Annotated in this window: 24 protein-coding genes and 1 pseudogene; 13 read left to right on the top strand and 12 right to left on the bottom strand. The window is 59.4% G+C overall.

All coding sequences use genetic code 11. The features are described 5' to 3' along the window. Positions 1-19: 19 nt before the first annotated feature. The 7 genes from KY494_RS20710 to recA form a co-directional block, all read right to left on the bottom strand. Entirely contained in the window at positions 20-379 is a 360-nt protein-coding gene (locus KY494_RS20710) for a hypothetical protein (protein ID WP_219888069.1), read from the bottom strand. Between the two features lie 259 nt (positions 380-638). Beyond that, positions 639-1,520, bottom strand: a complete 882-nt coding sequence (gene sucD / locus KY494_RS20705) for a succinate--CoA ligase subunit alpha (RefSeq protein ID WP_065306949.1) — start codon at positions 1,518-1,520, stop codon at positions 639-641. 13 nt (positions 1,521-1,533) lie between these two features. Continuing rightward, complete coding sequence (sucC, locus tag KY494_RS20700; protein WP_096238002.1) at positions 1,534-2,703, bottom strand: ADP-forming succinate--CoA ligase subunit beta; 1,170 nt, start codon at positions 2,701-2,703, stop codon at positions 1,534-1,536. 75 nt (positions 2,704-2,778) lie between these two features. Next, a complete protein-coding gene (locus KY494_RS20695) occupies positions 2,779-3,270 on the bottom strand; it encodes a DUF2889 domain-containing protein (protein WP_375143378.1) in 492 nt (163 codons plus the stop codon). 358 nt (positions 3,271-3,628) lie between these two features. After that, the gene (locus KY494_RS20690; RefSeq protein WP_219888068.1) at positions 3,629-5,158 is read right to left on the bottom strand and encodes a class I SAM-dependent methyltransferase; all 1,530 of its coding nucleotides are present in this window, start codon (positions 5,156-5,158) and stop codon (positions 3,629-3,631) included. A 95-nt stretch (positions 5,159-5,253) separates the two neighbouring features. Next, positions 5,254-5,709, bottom strand: a complete 456-nt coding sequence (recX, locus tag KY494_RS20685) for a recombination regulator RecX (RefSeq protein ID WP_100874617.1) — start codon at positions 5,707-5,709, stop codon at positions 5,254-5,256. A gap of 203 nt (positions 5,710-5,912) precedes the next feature. Continuing rightward, the gene (gene recA, locus KY494_RS20680) at positions 5,913-7,022 is read right to left on the bottom strand and encodes a recombinase RecA (protein WP_219132566.1); all 1,110 of its coding nucleotides are present in this window, start codon (positions 7,020-7,022) and stop codon (positions 5,913-5,915) included. A gap of 249 nt (positions 7,023-7,271) precedes the next feature. Here recA and KY494_RS20675 point away from each other — a divergent pair, with 249 nt between their 5' ends. From KY494_RS20675 to KY494_RS20645, 7 genes are all read left to right on the top strand, one after another. Then, entirely contained in the window at positions 7,272-8,006 is a 735-nt protein-coding gene (locus tag KY494_RS20675) for a response regulator transcription factor (protein ID WP_219132565.1), read from the top strand. Continuing rightward, positions 8,003-9,535, top strand: a complete 1,533-nt coding sequence (locus tag KY494_RS20670; protein ID WP_258194351.1) for a sensor histidine kinase — start codon at positions 8,003-8,005, stop codon at positions 9,533-9,535. The genes KY494_RS20675 and KY494_RS20670 overlap by 4 nt, the downstream gene beginning before the upstream one ends. Continuing rightward, positions 9,528-9,842: a DUF4212 domain-containing protein gene (locus KY494_RS20665; protein WP_219888067.1), complete on the top strand. Its 315-nt coding sequence runs from the start codon at positions 9,528-9,530 to the stop codon at positions 9,840-9,842. The genes KY494_RS20670 and KY494_RS20665 overlap by 8 nt, the downstream gene beginning before the upstream one ends. Next, a complete protein-coding gene (locus KY494_RS20660; protein ID WP_219888066.1) occupies positions 9,839-11,887 on the top strand; it encodes a sodium:solute symporter family protein in 2,049 nt (682 codons plus the stop codon). The genes KY494_RS20665 and KY494_RS20660 overlap by 4 nt, the downstream gene beginning before the upstream one ends. A gap of 116 nt (positions 11,888-12,003) precedes the next feature. Continuing rightward, the gene (locus KY494_RS20655; protein WP_219888065.1) at positions 12,004-13,233 is read left to right on the top strand and encodes a 6-phosphofructokinase; all 1,230 of its coding nucleotides are present in this window, start codon (positions 12,004-12,006) and stop codon (positions 13,231-13,233) included. Positions 13,234-13,333: 100 nt separating this feature from the next. Next, the gene (locus tag KY494_RS20650) at positions 13,334-14,668 is read left to right on the top strand and encodes an AAA family ATPase (RefSeq protein ID WP_219888064.1); all 1,335 of its coding nucleotides are present in this window, start codon (positions 13,334-13,336) and stop codon (positions 14,666-14,668) included. Then, positions 14,668-14,946, top strand: coding sequence for a hypothetical protein (locus KY494_RS20645; protein ID WP_219888063.1), 279 nt, complete (start codon positions 14,668-14,670; stop codon positions 14,944-14,946). Before KY494_RS20650 ends, KY494_RS20645 begins: the two co-directional genes overlap by 1 nt. A 620-nt stretch (positions 14,947-15,566) precedes the next feature. Here KY494_RS20645 and KY494_RS29845 read toward each other — a convergent pair. Together KY494_RS29845 and purM are read right to left on the bottom strand one after the other, a co-directional pair. Beyond that, positions 15,567-16,020 (bottom strand): annotated as a pseudogene (locus KY494_RS29845) (IS3 family transposase); the annotation flags it as partial. A gap of 233 nt (positions 16,021-16,253) precedes the next feature. Continuing rightward, positions 16,254-17,297 carry a phosphoribosylformylglycinamidine cyclo-ligase gene (gene purM, locus KY494_RS20635; RefSeq protein WP_071075316.1) on the bottom strand — a complete coding sequence of 348 codons (1,044 nt, stop codon included), beginning with the start codon at positions 17,295-17,297 and terminating at the stop codon, positions 16,254-16,256. Between the two features lie 188 nt (positions 17,298-17,485). Here purM and KY494_RS20630 point away from each other — a divergent pair, with 188 nt between their 5' ends. From KY494_RS20630 to panB, 6 genes are all read left to right on the top strand, one after another. Next, the gene (locus tag KY494_RS20630; RefSeq protein ID WP_219888061.1) at positions 17,486-18,568 is read left to right on the top strand and encodes an AI-2E family transporter; all 1,083 of its coding nucleotides are present in this window, start codon (positions 17,486-17,488) and stop codon (positions 18,566-18,568) included. Positions 18,569-18,644: 76 nt separating this feature from the next. Then, complete coding sequence (hda, locus tag KY494_RS20625; protein ID WP_034788687.1) at positions 18,645-19,313, top strand: DnaA regulatory inactivator Hda; 669 nt, start codon at positions 18,645-18,647, stop codon at positions 19,311-19,313. Beyond that, positions 19,313-19,984, top strand: coding sequence for an HAD family phosphatase (locus KY494_RS20620; RefSeq protein ID WP_219891674.1), 672 nt, complete (start codon positions 19,313-19,315; stop codon positions 19,982-19,984). Before hda ends, KY494_RS20620 begins: the two co-directional genes overlap by 1 nt. Continuing rightward, the gene (gene pcnB / locus KY494_RS20615) at positions 19,977-21,350 is read left to right on the top strand and encodes a polynucleotide adenylyltransferase PcnB (RefSeq protein ID WP_219888060.1); all 1,374 of its coding nucleotides are present in this window, start codon (positions 19,977-19,979) and stop codon (positions 21,348-21,350) included. The genes KY494_RS20620 and pcnB overlap by 8 nt, the downstream gene beginning before the upstream one ends. Continuing rightward, entirely contained in the window at positions 21,350-21,826 is a 477-nt protein-coding gene (folK, locus tag KY494_RS20610; protein WP_219888059.1) for a 2-amino-4-hydroxy-6-hydroxymethyldihydropteridine diphosphokinase, read from the top strand. The genes pcnB and folK overlap by 1 nt, the downstream gene beginning before the upstream one ends. 108 nt (positions 21,827-21,934) lie before the next feature. After that, positions 21,935-22,810, top strand: a complete 876-nt coding sequence (panB, locus tag KY494_RS20605) for a 3-methyl-2-oxobutanoate hydroxymethyltransferase (RefSeq protein WP_219888058.1) — start codon at positions 21,935-21,937, stop codon at positions 22,808-22,810. A gap of 147 nt (positions 22,811-22,957) precedes the next feature. Here the strand turns inward: panB and KY494_RS20600 are convergent, their stop codons facing one another. From KY494_RS20600 to KY494_RS20590, 3 genes are read right to left on the bottom strand one after another with little or no spacing between them, the layout of a single operon-like run. After that, positions 22,958-24,445: an aldehyde dehydrogenase gene (locus KY494_RS20600; RefSeq protein ID WP_219888057.1), complete on the bottom strand. Its 1,488-nt coding sequence runs from the start codon at positions 24,443-24,445 to the stop codon at positions 22,958-22,960. Between the two features lie 30 nt (positions 24,446-24,475). Next, positions 24,476-25,327, bottom strand: coding sequence for an ABC transporter permease (locus KY494_RS20595; RefSeq protein WP_219888056.1), 852 nt, complete (start codon positions 25,325-25,327; stop codon positions 24,476-24,478). Beyond that, positions 25,324-26,253, bottom strand: a complete 930-nt coding sequence (locus KY494_RS20590; RefSeq protein ID WP_219888055.1) for an ABC transporter permease subunit — start codon at positions 26,251-26,253, stop codon at positions 25,324-25,326. The genes KY494_RS20595 and KY494_RS20590 overlap by 4 nt, the downstream gene beginning before the upstream one ends. Between the last annotated feature and the right edge of the window lie 2 nt (positions 26,254-26,255).

Below are 26,255 nucleotides of genomic sequence, written 5' to 3'. Positions count from 1 at the left end.
TTTCACATTCTCTTGGAATTTAATCGCTGTCAGCGGGCAATAATCTGGACATGCGCGACAAATGACCCCTCCCGCAATCCTCTGGCCACAACTCGACCTGCACGCCAGGCCTGGCGTCGATCTCCGGCGGCACCTCGGCTACCGCCGTGCGCATGACGCGCACATGGTGGTAGCGCAACTCGACAAAATGGCGGCTCGCCAATTCGGCGTCGGACAAGCGCGCCAGACAGGCTGGCAAATCGGCGGTGCGTCCGGGTGCGTACGCAGCGACGACCCAGGCGCGCTTTGCGCCCTGCCGCCAGTCCACCTTGGGCGCCTCGGCACAGGCGCACAACAGCAACAGGCATAGCGCGGCCACGCCCGGTTTCATGGCATCCATAGGGTAGTTTTCCGATGTAGAAAGTAGGCACGCACGCGGCGCGCGAAGGTGAAGCTGACAGGCCGAATCATAGGCGCGCGGTGCACCGAACGGTGTTACAAGTTGGTAATGTCACATGCCTGTCATGGCCCACGCGAGCGGGCACGTAGACGGTAAGGAGGTGTCGCGGGATAGGGCGAGCGGTTGGCAGGAAGGGGGATGCAAAGGACAAAAAAAGGAGCCGAAGCTCCTTTTTTGTATTGCGTGAACCAGGCTGGAATTACAGCATGGCTTTCAGCAGACGCGCCATTTCCGACGGGTTTTTGGTCACGGTGATGCCGCAAGCTTCCATGATTTCCAGCTTGGCTTGTGCCGTATCGGCACCGCCCGAGATCAGCGCGCCGGCGTGGCCCATGCGCTTGCCTGGAGGAGCGGTGACGCCAGCGATGAAGCCGACGACCGGTTTTTTCATGTTGTCTTTGATCCAATAAGCCGCGTTGGCTTCGTCCGGACCGCCGATTTCGCCGATCATGATGACCGCGTCGGTATCTGGATCATCATTGAACATCTTCATGATGTCGATGTGCTTCAGACCGTTGATCGGGTCGCCGCCGATGCCGACTGCCGACGATTGGCCCAGGCCCAGTGCGGTCAGCTGACCCACTGCTTCATAGGTCAGGGTACCCGAACGCGATACCACGCCGATGCGGCCTTTTTTATGGATGTGACCTGGCATGATGCCGATCTTGATTTCGTCTGGCGTGATCAGGCCTGGGCAGTTAGGGCCCAGCAGCAAGGTTTTGCTGCCCGACTTGGCCATACGGTCTTTCAAGGCCATCATGTCACGGACAGGAATGCCTTCGGTGATGCAAATGGCCAGATCCATTTCAGCTTCGACAGCTTCCCAGATCGCCGCTGCCGCGCCTGCTGGCGGCACGTAGATCACGGAAACGTTGGCGCCGGTTTCTTTTTTCGCTTCGGTGACGCTAGCGAAAATAGGAATGCCTTCGAAGTCTTCGCCGGCTTTCTTCGGGTTCACGCCTGCCACGAAGGCAGCTTTGCCGTTCGCGTAGTCGCGGCAACCGCGGGTGTGGAACTGGCCGGTCTTGCCGGTGATCCCTTGGGTTACGACTTTGGTATCTTTATTGATCAGAATGGACATGTTGATTCCTTAATTAAGCTTGACCGGCAGCAGCGGCAACGACGCTCTTGGCTGCATCTTCCATGGTGTCGGCTGCGATGATAGGCAGACCGGAATCGGCCAGCATCTTTTTGCCCAGATCTTCGTTGGTGCCCTTCATGCGCACCACCAGCGGTACGTTCAGCGAAACGGCTTTCACCGCGGCGATGACGCCTTCGGCGATCACGTCGCAACGCATGATGCCGCCGAAAATGTTCACCAGAATGGCTTTCAGGCCTGGGTTTTTCAGCATGATCTTGAACGCTTCGGTCACTTTTTCTGCCGTCGCACCGCCGCCGACGTCCAGGAAGTTGGCTGGCTCGCCGCCGAACAGTTTGATCGTGTCCATGGTGGCCATGGCCAGGCCGGCGCCGTTCACCAGGCAACCGATGTTGCCGTCGAGCGAAATGTAGGCCAGGTCGAATTTCGACGCTTCGATTTCAGCTGGATCTTCTTCGTCCAGATCGCGCAGGGCGACGATTTCCGGATGACGGAACAGGGCGTTCGGGTCAAAGTTGAACTTGGCGTCCAGGGCGATGACTTTGCCGCTGCCGGTGACGATCAGCGGATTGATTTCGGCCAGCGAGCAGTCGGTTTCCCAGTACGCTTTGTACAGGCCTTGCAGGTTGACGCGGGCGTCGACGATGGAACCGGCAGGCACGCCGATTTTGGTCGCGATGTCGTCTGCCTGGGCATCGGTCAGGCCAACGCTAGGCTCGATGGTGACGTGGTGGATCTTCTCAGGGTGGCTCTCGGCCACTTCTTCAATGTCCATGCCGCCTTCGGACGAAGCCATCAGGACGATTTTCTGGGTGACGCGGTCGGTGACCAGCGAAACGTACAGTTCCTGTTTGATGTCGGCGCCTTCTTCCACCAGCAGGCGGTTGACTTTCTGGCCTTCGGCGCTGGTCTGGTGCGTGATCAGCTGCATGCCCATGATCTGGTCAGCGTATTCTTTGACCTGTTCGATCGATTTTGCCACTTTCACGCCGCCGCCCTTGCCGCGGCCACCTGCGTGGATCTGCGCCTTGACGACCCATACCGGGCCGCCCAGGGTTTCCGCAGCCTTGACGGCTTCGTCGACGGACATGCACGGAATGCCGCGTGGTACCGTCACTCCATACTGCCGGAGGATTTCTTTGGCTTGATACTCATGGATTTTCATGCTGGCTTCCCTTCTGATACTGATTTGTAAAAATACGGTTAGTGGTGCAAAAAAACAGGAAATACAGCGCCGGGGTCACGCTTTGGCTACCCAGCGCGGGTAGTACTGTGCAACTGCCCCGCCATCGGTGCGCAAGGCGTGACACTTGTCGAGTTGAAACGGCTTTTCATGCGACAAATCAGCATTCTCACCGTCACGGGTCGACCAGACATCGCCGGCAAATGCCTGAACCGTCGCAGTCGGCAAGACTTGCGCCAGTTCGGTCAAATGGGTACAGCCGGCGATTCCCGCCAGGCGCTGTTTCAAGTCGCGGCGGAAATTCTTCAATAAATTCAAACCGATCAGCGCCCTGTAAGCGGGGCCGATGGTATCGCAAAAACCGGGATAGGGCACGGCATCGGAGGCGGCTTCGGCCTCGACAATGGTCAGTTCGCGATCGACGGTAATGCGTAAATGGAGGTCATGCAGGGGAGTGCCGGCGGGACGGGGGCCGGAAGCCAGGGTCGCGTCATAGCTTTTGATATCGGTGATACGGGCGTCGATATCCCACAGGCCGTCGTCGCGCATATACGCTTGGACGTCGATAACGCGGGAGTGCCGTAGGGCGCGCCGGGATACGGGAGTTGACAGGGGCATAAGACCGATGCCGCTTGCGCGGCCAAAATTTAGTAAGCAGCCATGTGCCTAAAGCACTCTGTTCGCAGCTTCTACGAACAGCAACCGCACCTGCGGCGCCGCAAAAACCCTAAAAGTGTAGCACATTGGACGCAGGTTGCGCCGCAACATAATTTTTCATTGCTTCGTTAAAAACATTTCAAATTATAAATAGAAAACAGTGATTTTCATGAAGTCATTCACAAACCGAATGATTGATATCATAAAAATCACTGTCATTGCCATGACACGAGATGCGTCGGCATCAGCCTCAATCGGCCACGCCCAGTGCCTGCAGGATGGGCAGCACGGTGACGCGGAAGCTTTCCGCCTGCACGGCCAGTTCAGCCAGGTTGTCTTCTTCCGTCGTCAGCACCGTGCCATTGCGCACCATGGTTTGCTGCAGTGCGCGGAAAGCCTGCCAGGCAAATGCCGCCCAGGTGTCGGCCTCCTGATGCCCTTCCAGTCTGGCCAGCAGGAACAACTGTTGCATATGCAACACACCCACGCCGCCGCCCGTCACCGGACTGGCCAACGCGGCCAGGTCGGTGCGGCCCAGGGCCTTTTCCAGCAAATGCCGGTTCAGCCTGGCCGTAGCCGGCCGCGCCAGTGCGATCGCCGCGTCATCCTGCACTGGCGATATGCAGGCTTTATGTGCCAGCACCAGCAACATCTGCAGCAGGCTGCCCAGGTCGGCCAGCAAACGCTGTTGCAGTTCGGCTATGGTATGGGGCTTGCAGTCACCGAGCAGTTCCAGCAGGGGGCCATACACGGCCGGGTCCAGATCGGCCTCGCCCAAGGCGCCCGTCACCTTCATGGCGATCTGCTCGACCGGCGCCACCAGCAGGATGCGTACGGCGCGCAGTGCGGCAGCCTGTTCATGGGCGCTCAGCTTGCGGCTGCCCTTGACCCAGTAATCCTGGCGAAACTGCCGGTTCAGCATGAAATCAGCGGTGTTCTCGCGGAACGTGGCATCCGGAATCTGCGCCAGGAAAGCCAGGTGTTCGGGCGAGAAATTGAGCGGGGCAACATGATCGGGGTAGGCGGCCGAACCGGCAAACTCGAGCTTGGCCGCGGCCAGCACCGGCTTGATGGCCGAAAACGATACCGGTTGCCAGTAATGATTGAAGTACTCGTGGGACAGGTAGTTCGGATCCTGCTCACTAATCTGTTGCAGCCGCAGGGCGATGCTGGGATTGGCCAGCAGGTAGCGCGGCTTGGTCTCCATCAGGCGGTTGACGAAGGAGAGCGCGCTGCCCACGCGCGTCAGCGAATCCTGCCCCGGCGCGCTCAGCACGCGGCTGTGCTGCTCCATCAGGTCGCGGATCGGCGCCATCGCAGCCCAGCCCGCCTGCGTGTTGTAACTGATGTACAGCACGCCACCCGGCTTGAGCTTGCGCGCCAGGAAATCGGCGATATGCGCCTGGTTTTCCGGCGAGATCCAGCTCCAGATACCGTGCAGGGCGATGAAATCGAAGTCAGGCAGGTCGGTGCGGGCGCAAAAATCCTGGAACGCTTGCTCCGACAGCACGGCGCCATTGCCGGAGACCTCGGCCAGTTCCTGCGCAAAGGCGGTCTGGGCCGGATTGAAATCGGTGCCATACCAGCGTGTGCGGGACGCCGCGGCATGGATATTGACGGTCATGCCCTGACCAAACCCGAGTTCGCATGCGGTGCTGACCTTCGGCGGCTGTATGCCCCAGCTCAGTAGCAACAACTGTATGCGCAAGGGGTTCAATTCCGTGTAATAGCCGTAGGTGTATGCGGTTTCGGCCGTGTAGCCGGCATGCCAATTGCTCATCAGGTGTCCCGTATATCAAGTAAAAAAGCTGGGACGCAACATGCGCAGCAGCAATTGGGCAGAATAACTGATCCTTGCTGTCAAGTTAACAAATATTACTCGTCTTCGGGCTCCAGGCCTTTCAAGGCCACCTGCACGGCGCGCTGCGAAAAGCCGCGCTGCATCAGGAAGCGCACCTGCTTGTTGCGCTGTTCGGCATCCTGCGCCACTGCACCGAATTTGCGGCGCCACACTTCGCAGGCGCGCGCGGTCTCGCCTTCGGCCAGGCCCGCCTTGAGTTCCTGCAGCGCCTCGCCGCCTATGCCATGGCTTTGCAATTCCGCCATGATGCGGCTATTGCCGAAACGCGCCGAGCGGCGGTGGATCAGCGACTCGGAAAAGCGCTCCTGCGACAGCCAGTTGGCCTGCTCCAGGCTGTCGAGCAAGGCTTCCACATCATCGCCTTCCTGCGCATGCCGCTGCAGCTTGCGCCGCAATTCCATGCGGCTATGCTCGCGCATCGACAGAAAGCGTAGCGCCCTGCCCTTCAGGCTTAGTTGTACTGCAGCCATACACCCACCTTGTCTTTCATTCCACGATCAGACCACCCAAACACAATCGCCGCCCGGCGCAACAGCGCGGGACGGCGATCATGGTCCTACCTTGCGGCAAGCCATGCGTAGGTCGGATTAGGCCCCTTGGGCCGTAATCCGACAACATTGTTGACGTCTGTGGTGTTGTCGGATTACGCGCGGCTTTGCCGCGCTAATCCGACCTACTCTGGCTTGGCTTCCGCCTTGGCAGCCTTGTCGGCGGCTTTATCGGCTTTATCGGCTTTTTCCGGCTTTTCAGCAGCCAGCGGCGGCAGTTCACGCACGCCCAGCGAAGCGCGGACCTTGTTTTCGATCTCGCGGGCCAGCGCCGGACGCTCTTGCAGGAAGGCGCGGGCGTTGTCCTTGCCCTGGCCGATGCGTTCGCCGTTGTAGCTGTACCACGAACCGGATTTTTCGACGATCTTGGCATCCGAGCCCAGGTCCAGGATTTCGCCTTCGCGCGAGGTGCCGGCGCCGTACAGGATGTCGAAGTGCGCTTCCTTGAACGGTGGCGCGATCTTGTTCTTGACGACCTTGACCTTGGTTTCGTTGCCGATCACTTCATCGCCGGACTTGATCGAGCCGGTGCGGCGGATGTCCAGACGCACGGAAGCGTAGAATTTCAGCGCATTGCCGCCGGTGGTGGTTTCCGGACTGCCGAACATCACGCCGATCTTCATGCGGATCTGGTTGATGAAGATGACCAGGGTATTCGTGCGGTTGATGGAACCGGTCAATTTACGCAGGGCTTGCGACATCAGGCGCGCTTGCAAGCCTGGCAGGGAATCGCCCATGTCGCCTTCGATCTCGGCGCGAGGCGTCAGTGCGGCCACGGAGTCGATGACGACCAGGTCGACGCTGCCCGAACGCACGAGGGCGTCGCAGATTTCCAGCGCCTGCTCGCCCGTATCCGGTTGCGAGATCAGCAATTCGTGCAGGTTCACACCCAGCTTTTGCGCGTAGCCGACGTCGAGCGCGTGCTCGGCATCGATAAAGGCGCACGTGCCGCCCAGTTTTTGCATTTCAGCAATGGTTTGCAGGGTCAGCGTGGTTTTACCCGACGATTCAGGACCGTAGATTTCCACCACGCGGCCGCGCGGCAAGCCGCCCACGCCCAGCGCGATATCGAGGCCGAGCGAACCGGTCGACACGACTTGCACTTCTTCGATCACCGCGCTGGCATCCATGCGCATGACCGAACCTTTGCCAAACTGCTTCTCGATCTGCGCCAGTGCGGCGGCGAGCGCCTTGGCTTTTTCCGATGCGGGTACTACAGCTTTTTTATCGTCCATATGTTCTTTCAGCCGTTCTACAGTTGCGGACTCAGTGGAATCCGGCAGCCTGCGATAGCGCCAGTGGGTTAAATTCTTTACACAGACAGTACTGTATAAAAAAACAGTGATCAATGCAAGCGGAACGTGGATTTGTTTTGAAACAGATCAATACAAGCCTGGTTTTTCACAAAAACTATCCACCTTGCGGAAAATGAAACACAATACACACTTCAGATGTCCTGATGTTGCAAGCATAGGAAGTGCACCATGCGTATTTTACTTGCCGAAGATGACAGCGTGCTGGCCGATGGCCTGACCCGCTCGCTGCGCCAGTCCGGTTATGCAATCGACTACGTCAAGACCGGCCAGGAGGCCGATACGGCCCTGTCCACCCAGGAATTCGACCTGCTGATCCTCGACCTGGGCCTGCCGAAGATGTCCGGCCTGGAGGTGCTGCGCCGCCTGCGCGCGCGCGCCTCGCTGCTGCCGGTGCTGATCCTGACGGCCGCCGATTCCATCGAACAACGCGTAAATGGCCTCGACCTCGGTGCCGATGATTATATGGCCAAGCCGTTCGCCCTGTCGGAACTGGAGGCAAGAGTGCGCGCCCTGACGCGCCGCGGCGCCGGCGGCGGCGCCACCGTCATCAAGCACGGCCCCCTCAGCTACGACCAGGTGGGGCGCAGCGCCTACATCAACGACCAGATGCTCGACCTGTCGGCACGCGAACTGGGCTTGCTGGAAATCCTGCTGGGTCGCACCGGCCGCCTCGTCTCGAAAGAGCAGCTGGTCGACCACCTGTGCGAATGGGGCGAAGAAGTGTCGAACAACGCCATCGAGGTGTATGTGCACCGCCTGCGCAAGAAGATCGAGGTGGGCGGCGTGCGCATCGCCACCGTGCGCGGCCTCGGCTATTGCCTGGAAAAATACTCGGAAGCGGCGCGCCTGAACGCCGAAGCGGGCGAGGCGGCAGTCCCGGCCAGCGGACCCGCCAGCAAGTGAAGGCGCGCGAAGCGCCAGCGGACGAGGTGGACGACGACGACTGGTTCGAGCCGCCCACCACGGAGCAGGATGACACCATCGAGCATTCGCTGTTTGGCGAAATCCTCGACTGGATGCTGGCGCCCTTGCTGCTGCTGTGGCCGATGAGCATCGCCATCACCTACCTGGTGGCCAAGGGCATCGCCAATCAACCGTTCGACCATGCGCTGGAAGACAGCGTGACGGTGCTGACGCAACAGGTCAAGCAAGCCGACGGCACGCTGCTGCGCCGCGTGCCGGACAAGAACAGCAGCGGCCGCGACTTTCTGCGCGGCGACGATGTCGACACCCTGTATTACCTGGTGGTGGGCGGGCGCGGCGAATACCTCGACGGCGACCGCGACTTGCCGCCGCCGCAAGACCCCGACAAATACCGCAGCGGCATGGTGCTGTTTCGCAACGACACCATCCACGGCACGCCCGTGCGCGTGGCGTTTACCTATCTCGACATGCCGTCCGGCAGCGATGACGAACCGCGCCGCACGCTGGTGCAAGTGGCCGAGACGCTGGAAAAGCGCGCCCAGCTGGCCAATGAAATCATCAAGGGCGTGATCTTGCCGCAGTTCATCATCCTGCCCGTGATCCTGGCCCTGGTCTGGTTTGCCCTGGCGCGCGGCCTGTCGCCGCTGGCACAATTGCAGGAGCGCATACGCGCGCGGCCGCCCGACGATTTGAGCCCCATCGAATCGGGCCAGGTGCCCGAGGAAATCACGCCACTGGTCGGTTCGCTCAACGAGATGCTGGCGCGGCTATCGCTGTCGATCGACATGCAGAAACGCTTCATCGCCGATGCGGCGCACCAGATGAAAACGCCGCTGGCCGGCATGCGCATGCAATCCGAGCTGGCCCTGCGCCAGACCGACCACGACGAGATTCACCGCTCGCTGCTGCAACTGGCGAAAAGTTCGGAAGCGGCCACGCGGCTGGTCAACCAGCTGCTGGCCCTGGCGCGCGCGGAAAACCAGCCGCAGGCGGGCACGGCGTTCGAACCGATCGAGCTGAGCGAACTGGCGCGCGGCGTGGTGCAGGACTGGGTGCAAGCGTCGTTTGCCCAGCATATCGACCTGGGCTTCGAGCAGCCCGCGTATTCGATCATGATTTCCGGCAATGCCATGATGCTGCGTGAACTGCTGAGTAATCTGATCGACAATGCCCTGCGCTACACGCCGCTTGGGGGCAGCGTCACGGTGCGCGTGCGCAGCACCCTGGAACTGGCCATCCTGGAAGTGGAGGATACGGGCCCCGGCATACCGCAGGCCGAGCGGGCGCACGTGTTCGAACGCTTTTACCGCATTCTCGGCAGCAATGTCGATGGCAGCGGTCTGGGCCTGGCCATCGTGCGCGAGATTGCCCAGCAGCATGGCGCCGAAGTCGATATTTTTAACAATCTGCGCGCGCAGTCGCCGAAGCTGCCGGGCACCCTGCTGCGCCTGAGCATCGCCCTGTTGTTGCCGGACGCGCCAGAAGAGGATGACATCACGTATGGATAAGCCCAGCCTTCCCGCGGCGCCGCTGCGGCCGGCGCGCACGCCCGGCCCCGAGCTGCAGGCGCGCCTCGACGTGCACTGGCACAAGACGCGGCGCCTGACGGCCATCCTGCTGCTGATCTGGCTGCTGACGGGCTTCCTGACCGTGTTTTATGCGCGCGAACTGTTGCACCTGAACCTGTTCGGCTGGCCGCTGCCCTTCTATATGGCGGCCCAGGGCGCCTCGCTGGTGTATCTGGCCATCATCGCCGTCTATGCCTGGCGCATGCGACGCCTGGACCGGGATTTTCATGCCGAGGAGCAAACATGAGCGGCCAGCGCAGCTTCTTTGCGCGGCTGTGCCGCTACTACCTGCTGTTTACCGCCGGTTTCGCCGCCTTCCTGCTGGCCCTGTCGGTGCTGGAACAGGAAGGCATGCCGCGCGCCTGGATCGGCTACCTGTTCATGCTGGTCACCATCACCCTGTACGCCACCATCGGCGTCATCAGCCGCACTTCGAACGTCACCGAATACTATGTGGCGGGGCGCAGGGTGCCGGCCATGTTCAACGGCATGGCCACGGCCGCCGACTGGATTTCGGCCGCCAGCTTCATCAGCCTGGCCGGCGGCCTGTACCTGAACGGCTTCGACGGCCTGGCCTTCATCATGGGCTGGACGGGTGGCTATTGCCTGGTGGCGCTATTGATCGCGCCCTACCTGCGCAAGTTCAGCCAGTACACGATTCCCGACTTCCTCGCCGCCCGCTACGCCAGCGGTACCGACAAACGGGGCGCCAGCGTGCGCGTGGTGGCCGTCGCCGCCACCATCATCGTCTCGTTTACGTATGTGGTGGCGCAGATCTACGCCGTCGGCCTGATCGCCTCGCGCTTCACGGGCGTGGATTTTTCCGTCGGCATCTTTCTGGGCCTGGCCAGCATCCTCGTCTGCTCCTTTCTGGGCGGCATGCGCGCCATCACCTGGACGCAGGTGGCGCAGTACATCATCATCCTCGTCGCCTTCCTGATTCCCGCCATGTGGCTGTCGGTCAAGCATGCGGACAATCCCGTGCCGCAGATCGCCTACGGCAAGGTGTTGCCGCAACTGAGCGCGCGCGAACACGTGCTGGAAACGGACCCGAAAGAAAACGAAGTGCGCGCCATCTTCCGCCAGCGCGCGCAAAGCTACCAGGCGCGCATCGCCGGCTTGCCCGGTTCCTGGGAGCAAGGCCGGCTGGCGGCCCAGCGCCAGCTCGATCATTTGCGCCAGCGCAATACCTCGCTGTTCGACATCCGCAACGCGGAGCGCTACCTGGTCGCCTATCCGAAAAGCCCGGACGAGGCACGCGTGCTGTGGCAGGCGGCGCAGGCGCAGAATCAGAAACGCGCCGAACCGATCATTCCGCACGCGCAGCCGTTTCCCGCCGCGGACCGCGAGCAGTCCGACATCAAGCGCAACAATTTCCTGGCCCTCGTGTTTTGCATGATGCTGGGCACGGCCGCCCTGCCGCATATCCTCATGCGATCCTACACCACGCCCTCCGTGCACGAAACGCGCGTGTCCGTGTTCTGGGCCCTGTTTTTCATCTTGTTGATCTATCTCACGATTCCCGCGCTGGCCGTGCTGGTCAAGTACGATATTTACTCGGCGCTGGTCGGCACGCAATACACGAACCTGCCCACCTGGGTGTCGTACTGGGCCAATGTGGACAAGCTCAGTCCCCTGATCAGCATCGTCGACGTCAACCGCGACGGCATCGTGCAACTGGCGGAAATTTCCATCGACGCCGACGTGCTGGTGCTGGCCACGCCCGAGATCGCCGGCCTGCCCTACGTGATTTCCGGCCTGGTGGCGGCCGGCGGCCTGGCCGCCGCCCTGTCGACGGCGGACGGCTTGTTGCTGGCCATTTCAAATGCCCTGTCGCACGACATCTATTACAAGGTGGTCGATCCCAGCGCCTCGACGCAAAAGCGCGTGACGATTTCCAAATTGCTGCTGCTGGCCGTGGCCTTCATCGCCGCCTATGCGGCCTCGCAAAAGCCGGCCGATATCCTGTCGCTGGTGGGCGTGGCGTTCTCCCTGGCCGCCTCGACCCTGTTCCCGCCGCTGGTGCTGGGCATCTTCTGGCAACGCGCCAATTACCAGGGGGCGCTGGCCGGCATGTTCACGGGCTTTGGCGTCTGTCTCTACTACATGCTGCACACGAGCACCATGCTGGGTGGCAATGCCAGCGGACAATGGTTCCATATCGCCCCCATTTCCGCCGGCATCTTCGGCGTGCCGGCCGGCCTGGCCGCCGCCATCCTCGTCAGCTGGCTGACACCGGCGCCGGGACGGCGCAGCACGGGGCTGGTCGAGCATATCCGGGCGCCGGAATGACAACGCGGCAAGGACTGGGCAAGGTGGAAGAATTCCTCGACAGAACTATCGGAAAAGACAGCGCCCCGGCAAAAAAGGAGTAGGCTGGAGGGCCGCTCCATTTACGAGGAAATCCCATGCCGTCTGGAAAAATTCTTGTTGCCCAGGGAGGCGGCCCCACCGCCGTCATCAACCAGTCGCTGGTGGGCGTGGTGCTCGAATCGCGGCGTTTTCAGCATGTCACGCGCGTGTATGGCGCGCTGCACGGCGTGCGCGGCATCGTCAATGAAGAATTCGTCGATCTGACGCAGGAAACCAGCCACAACCTGGAACTGGTGGCCGCCACGCCCTCGTCGGCCCTCGGCTCCACGCGCGACAAGCCCGATATTGCCTACTGCCAGCAAATCTTCGAAGTCTTGCGCGCGCACGAAATCGAACACTTCTTTTATATCGGCGGCAACGACTCGTCCGACACGGTGCGCATCGTCAGCGAGGAAGCGCACAAGGCCGGCTATCCGCTGCGCTGCATCCACATCCCGAAAACCATCGACAACGACCTGGTCGGCAGCGACCACACGCCCGGTTTTCCCTCGGCCGCGCGCTTCGTCGCGCAGGCATTCGCCGGCGCCAACCTCGACAACGCAGCCTTGCCCGGCGTCTACGTGGGCGTGGTGATGGGCCGCCACGCGGGCTTTTTGACGGCCGCCTCGGCGCTGGGCAAGAAGTTCCCCGACGATGGCCCGCACCTGATCTACCTGCCCGAGCGCGTCTTCGTGCTGGAGAAATTCCTGGCCGACGTGAAGGCCACGTATGAAAAATACGGCCGCTGCGTGATCGCCGTCTCGGAAGGCATCCACGACGCCTCGGGCGAACCGATCGCCAGCCTGCTGGCCAAACAGGTGGGCAATGAAGTAGAACGCGATGCGCACGGCAATGTGCAATTGTCGGGCACGGGTGCGCTGGCCGACCTGCTGTGCGACGAAATCAAGGCCAAACTGGGCATCAAGCGCGTGCGCGGCGATACCTTCGGCTATTTGCAACGCTCCTTCATCGGCTGCGTCTCCGACGTCGATCAACGCGAAGCGCGCGAAGTGGGCGAAAAAGCCGTACAGTTCGCCATGTGGGGCGACCGTGACGGCTCCGTCGCCATCAAGCGCACGGGCTTTTATTCCGTCGATTACGAGCTGCTGCCCTTGTCAGACGTGGCGGGCAAGACGCGCACCATGGAAGACGAATTCATCAGCGCCAGCGGCACGGACGTGACCGATGCTTTCCGGCTGTATCTGCGCCCGCTGTTAGGTTCGAAGATGCCCGATGCATGGCGTCTTAGGGTCGTGAAGGTGACAAAAATACTTAAGCACTTATAATAGCACCTAAAATCAAGACTTCATCAGAAAATCTTCTGAATTCTATAAAAAATAATAATATATATTTATATCATAATAATTTTACTCCGGTAAGGAAAAAATGAAAATCAACATAAAGAACGTCGGAAGTATAAATGACTTCCAATATGAATTGAGAAATGGGATAACTTTATTTTGCGGACCTAACAATACAGGAAAAACCTATGCTGCCTATACAATCTACAGCATATTAAAAGGATTTGGGAAAACCTCTGCCGAATGGATAAGTCAACATGATTTTAAAAATTTGATTGCCAAAGGTGTACTGACAATAAATCCACTTAAATTATCAGCCAAGTTTAGCAACGATATAAATAGCTTACTGAAAAAAAATTTAGACGCTGATTTTGATGCGCCCAACTCCTTCTTTGCTCGAAGTTCTTTAAAAATAGAACTTACAAAAAAAACAGCAAAGTCAGCAAGACCAAATGCAAAGCGAAAACTAGTTGTTGGAAAGTTAGAATTCGAATATTTCATTGAAAATGACTTAATTAGCATTATTTTTGCAACAAAGGAAAACTCCGATAGAGATGAAATTCCTCAACATATAATCAAAGACTTTTTAAATCAATCGATATCCGAACTATATGCGGAGAACTTTCTTGGTAGAGTTTTTGTTTTTACTGCAGAAAGATCTGCGATAAATTTATTTAGCAGAGAGCTTTCATCCTCTAGAAACATGCTGGTGGATCAGCTTTTATCGCTAAACAATGGAGAAAAGAAAAAAGAGATTAATTTTCTTAATTTTTTGGGCGCAAAGACAAAACGTTACTCCTTACCAATCAGAGATGGACTAGAAATTGCTGAAGATTTAAAAGAAATTTCAAAAGAAATCGGCCCTCTATCCCATCTGGCTTCTCGCCTGGAAAAAGAAATACTTGGCGGGGAACTAAAAATTGGCGAGAGTGGAGAATTAATTTATACACCAGAAAACTCCAGTGGATTAAGAATAAATCTCAGTGCTTCTTTAGTAAAATCTCTGTCTAGTCTAGTAGTTTACCTTAGGCACCAAGCTCGCAAGGGTGACTTAATTATAATTGATGAACCAGAAATGAATCTTCATCCAGACAATCAACGAAAAATAGCTAGATTTTTATGTGAATTGACAAATTCAGGGGTCGATGTATTAGTAAGTACGCATAGCGATTATATAATTCGAGAAATCAACAACTCTATTATTTTAAAAAATCCAAAATTGAATAAAATAAAAGAAAAATATTCATTTTCGGATATGGAGCTAATTGAACACTCGAAAGTTTCTGTGGTTTTATTTTGCAAAGAAGAATCACCCACCCATGTAGAAGTTAACGAGCTGGGGTTTTCAATAGAAAGTATAGATGATGTAATTAATTCATTGAATCAATTATCAGAAGAGATAATGATGGAGCTTGAATAATGATCAAGGAAATAAAAGAGCTTTTGAATATTTCTTACTTGGAAGGAGATATTGATGAAAATGGATATCTTGTTTTAAAAGAAGAAAGCAACAGGGATGAAGCTCTTCTACTATCAAAAATACAACTGAGGTTACATAACGTACATGAATATGCTTGTTATAAGTTTGATCAAAAAGTACATATTAAAGGTACTGAATTTGAAACCTGCTTTCCATTTCTTTCCGATCAAAAAAAGTCCGCAGCATGTGCGACTTCATTATATTTTACTCCACAATAAAATCACCAGGAAAAATTAATGCATGGGTAACAAATTTAAAAAGTTCTAACGCTGGAAATAATATTTCACAATTAAAATCTGGCTCAAGAATGAGTCATTTTATACTTGGAAAAATGAAAGATCTGTATCCAAAAGTAAGTATTGGAAAGATAAATTATGTCCTATTTTCAACTACATTGATTTATAAATCAACCACAAACCCTTTGAAAAATAAATCATTCGCACCATCTTCAGGAAGTGGGTCTCTGATCTCACCAAAAAATTTCATCAAGGGCAAACATCCGCTTTTAGAGCCAATAATTTAAGTGATTGTTCAAGGTGGGCAAGAACAGCAATAACCCAAACCAGCCACCCTCTTCCGATGGCTTGCGCAAGACCAAGTCGTTGCACGAGTTGCCGGGTCCATCGAATGCAGCACGAATGGCAACGGCGAGCTAGACAGCGACATGGGTGATAGCGTATGAAAATGCCCGCGCCATCGCTGACAAAATCCTATGCCCGTTTGTTTGCCTGAGCATGCAAGGGTGTCCAGTCCTAAAATAGGTTGACAGTATTTATTGCTGTAGAAACGCCCGATGCACCGCATCGGGCGTTTTGTATTGCAGGGCCGTATGCTGACGGCGCTGGTAATAGGCTTGGCGGCTGATGCCGACACAGCGGCAGGCCCGCTCGACGCTTAATCCTTCGACTTGCTTGCGCGCGATGACCTGCCCAAAGGCTTTTTTACCGGCACCCCGTACTCGTCACGCAGGACGTCGAGAACCGCTTCGAACAGTGCGGATTTCTGTCTTTCTTCCTTGAGTTGACGCTCCAACTCCTTGATGCGTTGCTCTGGCGTCAGTGGCTTGCTCGGCTTGTCTGTCATCATCGCGCTCCGTTGGCTTCAGCCCCTTGGATGCGTCCAATCCTGCAGGTCGTGTTTGCGACACCATACCAAAACTGTCGGCCGACCCTGTATTCCGTAGCGCAGTTGCGCCTGCCTGTACGTCATCTCGCCTTTTCCACCTGCTCGACAACGTTCAATTTAAAAGCCAGACTGTAATCGCGCTGGCTGCGCCTAAACCCTTGTTCCATTTGACACTCCTTCTCTGCATCGAAAAAGTGTCAACTTATTCCAGGATGTGTCATAGGCGTAAAAAAGCAGGCTCTCAAAGAGGCCTGCTTTTTTCTTTTTCAACAACGTCACAGCGCCTGACAACACCGTAGCGAGCGCCAGTGATTTGTGGCTAAGAAGCGCAACCGTACTCTAGTACGGTGAGCATCGCAGGCCGCAAAGCGCGCCGCGCAGTAGGTTTGGTCAGGTGCAATCAGATAACGATGGTTTGATGCTCGTCGCCGTTACGCGCGCGGATGGTGCCGATGCGCGAAACGCTTTCGCCGGCCGCTTGCAATTGCGCGATGGCGGCGTCCGCGTTTTCCTGCGAGACGATGACGGTCATGCCGATGCCGCAGTTGAAGACGCGGTGCATTTCGGCGTCAGCCACGCCGCCATGCTGTTGCAGCCACGTGAACAGCGGCGGCATGGTCCATGCCTTCGAGTCCAGCTCGGCCACCAGGCCAGGCTGCAGCACGCGCGGGATGTTTTCCACCAGGCCGCCACCGGTGATGTGCACCATGCCTTTGACTTCCATGGCGTCCATCAGCGCCAGCAGCGGCTTGACGTAGATGCGCGTCGGCTGCATCAGCACGTCGGCCAGCTTGCGGCCGTGGAAGTCGCCTTCCAGGTCCGGTTTCGCCACTTCGATGATCTTGCGCACCAGCGAGTAACCGTTCGAGTGCACGCCCGACGAGGCCAGGCCCAGCACCACGTCGCCCGGGGCGATCTTGGTGCCGTCGATGATTTTCGATTTTTCCACGGCGCCGACGGCAAAACCTGCCAGGTCGTATTCGCCGGCCGGGTACATGCTCGGCATTTCCGCCGTTTCGCCGCCGATCAGCGCGCAACCCGCTTGTTCGCAACCCTGGGCGATGCCCTTGATGACGTCGGTGGCAATGGCCACGTCCAGCTTGCCGCAGGCAAAATAGTCGAGGAAGAACAGCGGTTCGGCGCCTTGCACCAGGATATCGTTGACGCTCATGGCGACCAGGTCGATGCCGACCGTGTCATGGCGGTTCAGTTCGAACGCCAGGCGCAATTTGGTGCCGACGCCGTCGGTGCCCGAGACCAGCACTGGTTCCTTGTACTTCTTGCTGATTTCGAACATGGCGCCAAAACCGCCCAGGCCGCCCATCACGCCTTCGCGCAGGGTGCGCTTGGCAAACGGCTTGATTGCTTCGACTAAAGCGTCGCCTGCGTCGATATCGACGCCAGCGTCACGGTAGGAAAGGGAAACATTAGAAGTCTGGTTCATGGTGTGGTGGCAGCGGAGGCGGTAAAATAGAAGGCGGATACCCGCCGGCACGCGCGCGCAAGCATGTTTTTCAACATCGTGCGGCAGGACGCCAGCGGGTGAATTCGGTCGATCAAGTCGCTATTTTATCAAACTGCCCCGCCATTTCGTAATTAACTGCCTTTTTTTAACGCAACAGCACAAACTACATGCCATTCGCCATCACCGCCGAGCAGAAGCAAACAGCATTTTGGATCGCGGTCTGGCTGGCATTCTTGCTGCTGCTCGTCAGCCTGGGCCCCATCCTGACGCCCTTCCTGGCCGCCGCCATCCTCGCCTACGTGCTCAATCCCGGCGTGGACCGCTTGCAACGCCTGCATTACAAGCGTTTTTACGTGCCCCGTCCGCTGGCCGTGCTGGTCGTCGTGGTGTTGTTTTTCCTCGCGATCACGGCGCTGGTGCTGATCGTCGTGCCGGTATTGCAAAAGGAAATCCCCTTGCTGCAAGCGCAGATCCCGCAGTTTCTGAACAAGGCGAATGATTTCCTGGCGCCGAAACTGCGCGACCTGGGCATCCGGGTACGGCTCGACGGCACGGGCATCAAACGCATGCTGGGTCAGCAGATGGCCACCAGTGGCGATGAAATCTGGAGCACCGTGCTGGCCTCGGCGCGCATCGGCGGCACGGCCGTGCTGGGCTGGCTGGCCACCGTGGTGCTCATTCCCGTGGTGTTGTTCTACCTGTTGCTGGACTGGCATCCGATGCTGGCACGCATCGCCGGCGCCGTGCCGCGCCGCTGGGTGGGCCGCACGGTGGGCATGGCGCAGGAAGTCGATACCCTGCTGGCGCAATACCTGCGCGGCCAACTGCTCGTCATGCTGGTGCTGGCCACGTATTACTCGGTGGCGCTGGCCATCGCCGGTTTTGAGGTGGCATTGCCTGTCGGCATCATTACGGGCTTGCTGGTGTTCATCCCCTACCTGGGCTTCGGCCTGGGACTGATGCTGGCCATGATCGCCGCCCTGCTGCAGTTTGCCGACTGGAGCGGCGTGATCGCCGTGGCCGTCATCTACGGCTGCGGCCAGGTCATCGAAGGCTTTTTCCTCACGCCGCGCCTGGTGGGCGAACGCATCGGTCTGAACCCGCTGGCCGTCATTTTTGCTTTATTGGCTTTCGGACAACTGTTCGGTTTCGTCGGCGTTTTGCTCGCTTTACCCGCTTCTGCCGTGTTGATGGTCGCTTTTAAGCATCTAAGACGCCACTACCTCTCCAGCAGCTTCTATAATACCTAGTAAAAGCGGATATCATATCAACCTGGCAATACCACGATGCACATGCAGTAATGAAAAACAGGACAAGGCGTACGCCATGAAACAACTGGTGCTCGATTTAGGCACAGACCAGGCGCACAGCCTCGATACCTTCGAGGTGGGACAGAATGCCGAAGTGGCGCAGCTGATGCGCCAGTTCGCCGCGCGCACGTCGCGCGAACATTTTGCCTACCTGTGGGGCGAACTGGCCGCCGGCAAGAGCCATCTGCTCAAGGCCCTGGCCAGCACCGAGCGCGCTCGCTACATTTCGCCGTTCTCGATCGAGTCCGAATTCGTGTATTCGCCTGACGTCGACCTGTACCTGCTCGACGACTGCGAAAAACTGTCGCCGCTGGCGCAGATCGACGCCTTTGCCCTGTTCAATGAAATCCGCGCCAACAAGGCCTACATGGTGTGCAGCGGCGCCGTGCCACCGGCCGTGCTGCCCGTGCGCGAAGACTTGCGCACGCGCATGGGCTGGGGCCTGATCTATCAGATCCACGGCTTGACCGACGATGAAAAAATCGCCGCCCTGACCCAGGCGGCCACCACCCGCGGCTTGACCTTGTCGCCGGGCGTGTTACCCTATCTGCTGTCCCATTTCCGGCGCGACATGCGTTCGCTGTCGACGATGCTGGACTCTCTCGACCTCTACTCCCTTGAAACCCAACGCCCGATCACCTTGCCATTGTTGCGCGAGTTGCTGCAGGCGGAAGCGAAAGAATGATGAATCTGGCCCTGTTTGACCTCGACCACACACTGCTGCCCATCGACTCGGATCACGAGTGGGGCGAATTCCTGGTACGCATCGGTGCCGTGGACGCCGCCGAATTCACCCGTCGCAACGACGAATTTTTCGCGCAGTACCAGGCCGGCACCCTGGACCCGGTGGAATACCTGGAATTCTCGCTGGGCACACTGGCGCAGTTTCCGCGCGAACGCCTGGAAGCGCTGCACCGGCAATTCATGGCCGAAGTGGTCTTGCCGTCCATCCGCCCCGAAGTCGTGGCCCTGCTCAAGCAGCACCAGGATGCGGGCGATTTGCTGGCGATCGTCACGGCCACCAACCATTTCATCACCAAACCCATCGCCGATGCGCTGGGCGTCGAGCACCTGCTGGCCGCCATGCCCGAATATGACGCTGCAGGCAACGTCACGGGCAAGCTGCTGGGCACGCCGACCCTCGGCGCGGGCAAGCTGACCCACACCCACGCCTGGCTGGAAAAGATGGGTAAGGAACTGGGGCAGTTCGAGCGCAGCTATTTTTACAGCGATTCCCACAACGACATTCCCTTGCTGTCGGTCGTGACCCACCCTGTCGCGACCAATCCCAACACCGCTTTGAGCGCACACGCATCCCTCCACGGCTGGCCATCACTCCACTTATTCAATGATTAAAAAATTCATCCGCAAGATCCTCGGCGTTAAAAAAGAGGCAGCGCGCGACACCACGACACCCATCGTGTTCGGTCCCGCGCAACACGGAATCGACCCGAAACTGGTGTCGTCGAATGCCATCCGCGTCACCAGCAGCCTGCAGGAAGCGGGCTTCGAGGCCTTTGTCGTCGGCGGCGCAGTGCGCGACCTGCTGCTGGGCGTCAAACCCAAGGACTTCGACATCGCCACCAACGCCACGCCGGAACAGGTCAAGCGATTGTTCCGCCGCGCCTTCATCATCGGCAAGCGCTTCCAGATCGTGCACGTGATGTTCGGCCAGGATTTGCTGGAAGTGACGACCTTCCGCGGCGCCGGCGCCGACTCCGCGCCCAAGGATGAACATGGCCGCGTCCTGCGCGACAACACCTTCGGCTTGCAGCACGAAGATGCGCTGCGCCGCGACTTCACCATCAACGCCATGTACTACAACCCGGCCACGCAGGAAGTGCTCGATTACCACGGCGGCGTGGAAGATATCCGCGCCCAGACCTTGCGCATGATCGGCAAGCCCGAAGAACGCTACCGCGAAGACCCCGTGCGCATGCTGCGCGTGGTGCGCTTCGCCGCCAAGCTGAAATTCACTATCGAGCCGCACACGGCCGCGCCGATTCCCATCATGGCGCCGCTGATCAACAATGTGCCCGCGCCACGCGTGTTCGACGAGATGCTGAAACTGCTGATGAGCGGCCACGCACTGGCCTGCCTGCAGCAGTTGCGCAAGGAAGGCTTGCACCACGGCTTGCTGCCGCTGCTCGATGTGGTGCTGGAGCAGCCGCTGGGCGCGAAATTCGTCACCCTGGCGCTGGACGCCACGGATCAACGCATCGCCGCCGGCAAGACCGTCTCGCCAGGCTTCCTGTTTGCCTCGCTGCTGTGGCACCAGGTGCTGGAAAAATGGACGGCCTACCGCGCCGCTGGCGAGTCGACCATCCCCGCGCTGCACCTGGCGGCCGACGACGTGCTCGATTCGCAGACGGAAAAACTGGCCCTGCAGCGCAAGATCGGCTCGGACATGCGCGACATCTGGTCGATGCAGCCGCGCTTCGAGCGCAGAGTCGGCAAGGCGCCGCATAAACTGCTGGAACACCTGCGCTTCCGCGCCGGCTACGACTTCCTGCTGCTGCGCTGCGCCTCGGGCGAGATCGACATGGAGATCGGCGAGTGGTGGACCGCCTTTTATGAGGGCGACGAGGAAACGCGCGAAGCGCTGCTCGTCAGCGCGAATGCCGCGCCTGGCGCCGTCAAGAAGAAGCGCCCGCCACGCCGCAGCACGCGCAGCAAGACGGGTACAGGCGGCTCGACCACCGGCAGCAGCAGCGACGAATAATGGTCGTCACTGCTTACATCGGTATCGGTGCCAACCTGGGCGACGCGCGCGCGAATGTACAGGATGCGCTTGCGCGCCTGGCGCGCCTGCCCGGCGCCAGCTTGCTGGACGCCTCGTCCAGCTACCGCACGGCGCCCATCGATTCGAGCGGTGACGACTACATCAACGCCGTGGCGCGCATCACGACCACCCTGCCGGCCGAAGAGCTGCTGCTGGCGCTGCACGCCATCGAGGCGGCGCACGGGCGCGAGCGGCCTTACCGCAACGCCCCGCGCACGCTGGACCTGGACTTGCTGCTGTACGGCGATGAACGCATCGCCAGCGCCAGCCTGACGGTGCCGCATCCACGCATCACCGAGCGCGCCTTCGTGCTGGTGCCGCTGCTCGAACTGGCGCCCGCCGTCGTCGTGCCCGGCCTCGGGGCAGCGCAGGACTACCTGGCAAGCGTCGCTGACCAGGCTATCAGCCAGCTGTGAGCGCCACGCGGCATTGCTCTACAATGCCGCCCCTGCACGCCGCCATATAAAGTACTACACTAGCGGCGTCGCAATAGCATCACCCCCCTTTCACTCTAGAGAATACCTATGTCCGCTTATTTGCAAGGAACAGATCTGGCCGCAAAAGACAAGGCCGCCACACCGGCGCCGGCGCCATCCAAGCCTGTCGCCAACAAGGCCGTGACCATCCATACCCTGGCCACGCTGCGCGCCGCCGGCGAAAAGATCACCATGCTGACCTGCTATGACGCCAGCTTCGCGTCGCTGATGGACCGCTGCGGCGTGGAGATCCTGCTGATCGGCGATTCGCTCGGCATGGTCTGCAACGGCCTCAACTCCACCCTGCCCGTCACCGTGGCCGAACTGGCTTACCACACGGCTTCCGTGGCGCGCGGCAGCAAGTCGGCCATGATCCTGTCCGACCTGCCGTTCGGCGCGTACGGCACGCCTGAAACGGCTTACGCCAATGCCGTCATCCTGATGCAGGCTGGCGCGCACATGATCAAGATCGAAGGCGGCGCCTGGCTGGCCGAGACCGTCCGTTTCCTCACCGAGCGCGGCATCCCCATCTGCGCCCACATCGGCCTGACGCCGCAATTCGTGCATCAGCTGGGCGGCTATAAAGTACAGGGCAAGAGCACGGAAAGCGCCGCCGAACTGAAAAACGACGCGCTGGCGCTGCAAAACGCGGGCGCCGCCATCGTGCTGATGGAAGCCGTGCCATCGCAGCTGGGCAAGGAAGTGACCGACATGCTGACGATCCCCACCATCGGCATCGGCGCAGGTCCCGACTGCTCGGGCCAGGTGCTCGTCATGCACGACATGCTGGGCGTCTTCCCAGGCCGCAAGGCGCGCTTCGTGCGCAACTTCATGGAAGGCGCGGCCAGCATCGACGACGCCGTCACCGGCTACGTCAAAGCCGTCAAGGATGGCAGCTTCCCGGCGCTGGAACACTGCTTCTGATGTAGTGTGTTTTACGTCCAAGTCGGCTTACGCGCTGCGCGCTAAGCCGACCTACGAAACCATCCACGCTATAGGTCGGGTAGGTCGGATTAGGCGGGGCCGCCGAGGCCGCAGGCCGTAATCCGACAACACCACAGGCGCAACTCCCTACCCCACCTGTATCCACGTCGTCTTCAATTCCGTGTACTTGTCCAGTGCGTGCAATGACTTGTCGCGCCCGTTGCCCGACTGTTTGTAGCCGCCGAACGGCACGGTGATGTCGTCGCCGTCGTACTGGTTGACGTGCACGGTGCCCGCGCGCAGGGCACGCGCCGTCTGGATGGCCTTGGTGATGTCGGAGGTCCATACGGCCGCCTGCAAGCCGTACGGCGTGGCGTTGGCCTGTTCGATGGCTTCGGCGATATCCGTAAAGCCCAGCACGGACAGCACGGGGCCGAAGATCTCTTCGCGCGTGATCGTCATGCCGGCGTCCACGCCGAAGATGGTCGGCTGCACGTAATAGCCGCCCGTATCAAGGCGCACGGCCTCGCCGCCACCGAGCAGCTGTGCGCCTTCCTGCTTGCCGGCCGCGATATAGCCCATCACCGTGTTCATCTGCGTGGCGTCGACGATGGCGCCCATGACGGTGGCTTCATCGAGCGGGTCGCCGGGCTGGAAGCGGGGCAGCATGGCCAATGCCCTGGCGACAAATTCTTCCTTGATCGACTCTTCCACGAACAGCCGCGATGGCGCGTTGCAGCTTTCGCCCTGGTTGAAAAAGATGGAGCCGACGGCGGCCGCCACGGCCTTGTCCAGGTCCGGGCAATCGGCGCAAACGATGTTGGCGGACTTGCCGCCCAGTTCCGTCCACGCCCGTTTCAGGTTCGACTGCCCCGCCATCTGCACGATCAATTTCCCTGTGCGCGTGGAACCCGTAAAGCCGATGCAATCGACATCCATGTGCAGCGCCAGCGCGGCGCCGGCCTCATTGCCGTAGCCTGGCAACACGTTGAAGACGCCCGCCGGCACGCCCGCCTCCAGTGCGATGTCGGCCAGGCGCAGCGCCGTCAACGGCGATTTTTCCGACGGTTTCAATATCACGCTGTTGCCGGCCGCGAGGGCGGGCGCGATCTTCCAGGCGGCCATGATCATCGGGTAATTCCACGGCACGATGGCGGCGACGACGCCGACCGGTTCGCGCGTGATCAGGGCCAGGCTGTTGGCCGGGGTCGGGGCGATTTCATCGTAGACCTTGTCGATCGCCTCGCCATACCAGCGCAGGCAATTGGCCGTGGCGCCCACGTCCACGCTCTGGCTGTACTTGATCGGTTTACCCATGTCCAGGGTTTCCAGCAGGGCCAGCTCGGGGCCGTATTTCTGCACCAGGTCGGCGAGCTTGATCAATATCCGCTTGCGCTGCGCGGGCGACTTGCCTGCCCAGCGGCGGTCGTCAAAGGCGGCGCGCGCGGCCTGCACGGCCGCGTCCACGTCGGCGGTGTCGCAGCGCGCCACCTGCCCCAGCAAACGCCCATCGATGGGCGACAGATTGTCGAAGGTCTGGCCGGACCTGGCCGCGACCCGCTCGCCGTTGATGAAGGCGCGTCCATCGATCTTGATCTCTGCGGCCCGTGCGTGCCAGCTGGTGTTTTCCGTCATGGTCGTCTCCTGTGTCAGTGTAAGAGCAGCTTACTCCTGGTCTGCCGAATACGCCGCGGACATCTGCTTGCGGCGCTGCCGTTCGGCGCGCGCCAGCAGCACGGCATACACGATCACGGCGAGCGTCACGACAAGAATCGTCAGTGCGGCGATGGCATTGACGCGCGGGTCGAGCCCCAGGCGCGCGCGCGAGAAGATCACCAGCGGCATGGTCGTCGAACCGGGACCGGAAAGGAAGGCCGACAGCACCACGTCGTCCAGCGACAGGGTAAATGTCAGCAGCCAGGCCGAGGCCAATGCCTGCGTGATGTTCGGTAGCGTCACGAGGAAGAACACCTGGTGCGCGCGGCAGCCCAGGTCCATGGCCGCTTCCGCCAGCGATTTGCTCATTTCCTGCAGGCGCGACTGCACCACCACGGCCGCATACGCCATGCCCAGCAAGGTATGCCCCAGCCAGATGGTCAGCACGCCCCGCTCGGGGAAACCGAAGACCTTTTGCATGGACACCAGCATCAGCAGCAGCGACAGGCCGATGATCACTTCCGGCATCACCAACGGCGCGCTGACCATGGACGAGAACAAGGTACGGCCACGGAAGCGCTGGTAATTGGTCAGCGCGAAGGCGGCGAACGTGCCCAGGATGACGGACGAGGTGGCCGACATGAAGGCGATTTTTAATGACAGGCCGAAGCCCGAGATGATTTCCGTATCGCTCATCAACTCGCTGTACCAGCGCAGCGAAAAGCCGCTCCACACCATGTCCTGGCGCGAGCTGTTGAACGAGAAGACGATCAGCACGATGATGGGCAGGTAGAGGAACAGATAACCGAGCGAGAGCCAGCCGCGCCCGAACCAGCGCTGCAGGAAAGTACGTCCGTTCATGTGCGCTCCTCCGCGTCCTGGTCCGTCTTGTACTTGTTAAAAATGGCCATCGGCACGAGGATCAGCAAGACCACCAGCACCGTCACGGACGAAGCCATGGCCCAGTCGTTATTGGTGAAATATTCATCCCACAGCACGCGGCCGATCATCAGGGTTTCCGGGCCGCCCAGCAACTCGGGAATCACGTATTCGCCCACGGACGGAATGAACACCAGCATGGCGCCGGCGATGATGCCCGATTTCGACAGGGGCACGGTGATGCGCCAGAACGCCTGCAACGGCGTGGCGCCCAGGTCGGCCGCCGCTTCCAGGTAGCGCATGTCCATTTTGACCAGGTTCGCATACAGGGGCAAAATCATGAACGGCAAATAGGCATACACCATGCCGACCACCAGCGAGAATGAGGTGTTCATCATGTGCAGCGGTTCCTGCACCACGCCCAGCGCGATCAAGAGATCGTTGAGCAAGCCGTGGTTGGCCAGGATGCCCTTCCACGCATACACGCGCAGCAGGAACGAGGTCCAGAACGGCAGCATCACCAGCATCATCAGCACGGGCCGGATCGATGGCCTGGCGCGCGCCATGAAGTAGGCGAACGGGTAGCCGATGAACAGACAGATGGCCGTGGTGATGGCCGCGTACTTGATGGAACTGAGGTAGGTGAGCAGATACAGCTCATCGGCGGCAATGAACAGGTAGTTGGCGATTTTCACCTTCAGCACGACGATGCCGTCGACGTACGACAGCAAGCCGCCGAACGGGCTGCCCGCCGTGTCCATATCGGACAGGCTGATGCGCAGCACGATCAGGAACGGTACCAGAAAGGCGGCCGTCAGGAACAGCGACGGCACGGCGATGACGGCGTTGCGGCCAGTGACCCAACGCAGGGTGACCATGCTGCGCAGCGATTGCAGGAGGGAAGTCATGG

This window comes from Janthinobacterium sp. PAMC25594 (assembly GCF_019443505.1).
Taxonomy (GTDB): domain Bacteria; phylum Pseudomonadota; class Gammaproteobacteria; order Burkholderiales; family Burkholderiaceae_D; genus Janthinobacterium.
Note: the sequence above shows the minus strand (reverse complement) of the source record. Positions and strands in the feature narration are given on the sequence as shown.

Bases quoted from the DNA above. Each gene is read 5' to 3' on its own strand.
- KY494_RS20710 (WP_219888069.1), bottom strand. From the start codon at position 379: ATGGATGCCATGAAACCGGGCGTGGCCGCGCTATGCCTGTTGCTGTTG.
- sucD (WP_065306949.1), bottom strand. From the start codon at position 1,520: ATGTCCATTCTGATCAATAAAGATACCAAAGTCGTAACCCAAGGGATC.
- sucC (WP_096238002.1), bottom strand. From the start codon at position 2,703: ATGAAAATCCATGAGTATCAAGCCAAAGAAATCCTCCGGCAGTATGGA.
- KY494_RS20695 (WP_375143378.1), bottom strand. From the start codon at position 3,270: ATGCGCGACGACGGCCTGTGGGATATCGACGCCCGTATCACCGATATC.
- KY494_RS20690 (WP_219888068.1), bottom strand. From the start codon at position 5,158: ATGAGCAATTGGCATGCCGGCTACACGGCCGAAACCGCATACACCTAC.
- recX (WP_100874617.1), bottom strand. From the start codon at position 5,709: ATGGCTGCAGTACAACTAAGCCTGAAGGGCAGGGCGCTACGCTTTCTG.
- recA (WP_219132566.1), bottom strand. From the start codon at position 7,022: ATGGACGATAAAAAAGCTGTAGTACCCGCATCGGAAAAAGCCAAGGCG.
- KY494_RS20675 (WP_219132565.1), top strand. From the start codon at position 7,272: ATGCGTATTTTACTTGCCGAAGATGACAGCGTGCTGGCCGATGGCCTG.
- KY494_RS20665 (WP_219888067.1), top strand. From the start codon at position 9,528: ATGGATAAGCCCAGCCTTCCCGCGGCGCCGCTGCGGCCGGCGCGCACG.
- KY494_RS20660 (WP_219888066.1), top strand. From the start codon at position 9,839: ATGAGCGGCCAGCGCAGCTTCTTTGCGCGGCTGTGCCGCTACTACCTG.
- KY494_RS20655 (WP_219888065.1), top strand. From the start codon at position 12,004: ATGCCGTCTGGAAAAATTCTTGTTGCCCAGGGAGGCGGCCCCACCGCC.
- KY494_RS20650 (WP_219888064.1), top strand. From the start codon at position 13,334: ATGAAAATCAACATAAAGAACGTCGGAAGTATAAATGACTTCCAATAT.
- KY494_RS20645 (WP_219888063.1), top strand. From the start codon at position 14,668: ATGATCAAGGAAATAAAAGAGCTTTTGAATATTTCTTACTTGGAAGGA.
- purM (WP_071075316.1), bottom strand. From the start codon at position 17,297: ATGAACCAGACTTCTAATGTTTCCCTTTCCTACCGTGACGCTGGCGTC.
- KY494_RS20630 (WP_219888061.1), top strand. From the start codon at position 17,486: ATGCCATTCGCCATCACCGCCGAGCAGAAGCAAACAGCATTTTGGATC.
- hda (WP_034788687.1), top strand. From the start codon at position 18,645: ATGAAACAACTGGTGCTCGATTTAGGCACAGACCAGGCGCACAGCCTC.
- KY494_RS20620 (WP_219891674.1), top strand. From the start codon at position 19,313: ATGAATCTGGCCCTGTTTGACCTCGACCACACACTGCTGCCCATCGAC.
- pcnB (WP_219888060.1), top strand. From the start codon at position 19,977: ATGATTAAAAAATTCATCCGCAAGATCCTCGGCGTTAAAAAAGAGGCA.
- folK (WP_219888059.1), top strand. From the start codon at position 21,350: ATGGTCGTCACTGCTTACATCGGTATCGGTGCCAACCTGGGCGACGCG.
- panB (WP_219888058.1), top strand. From the start codon at position 21,935: ATGTCCGCTTATTTGCAAGGAACAGATCTGGCCGCAAAAGACAAGGCC.
- KY494_RS20600 (WP_219888057.1), bottom strand. From the start codon at position 24,445: ATGACGGAAAACACCAGCTGGCACGCACGGGCCGCAGAGATCAAGATC.
- KY494_RS20595 (WP_219888056.1), bottom strand. From the start codon at position 25,327: ATGAACGGACGTACTTTCCTGCAGCGCTGGTTCGGGCGCGGCTGGCTC.
- KY494_RS20590 (WP_219888055.1), bottom strand. From the start codon at position 26,253: ATGACTTCCCTCCTGCAATCGCTGCGCAGCATGGTCACCCTGCGTTGG.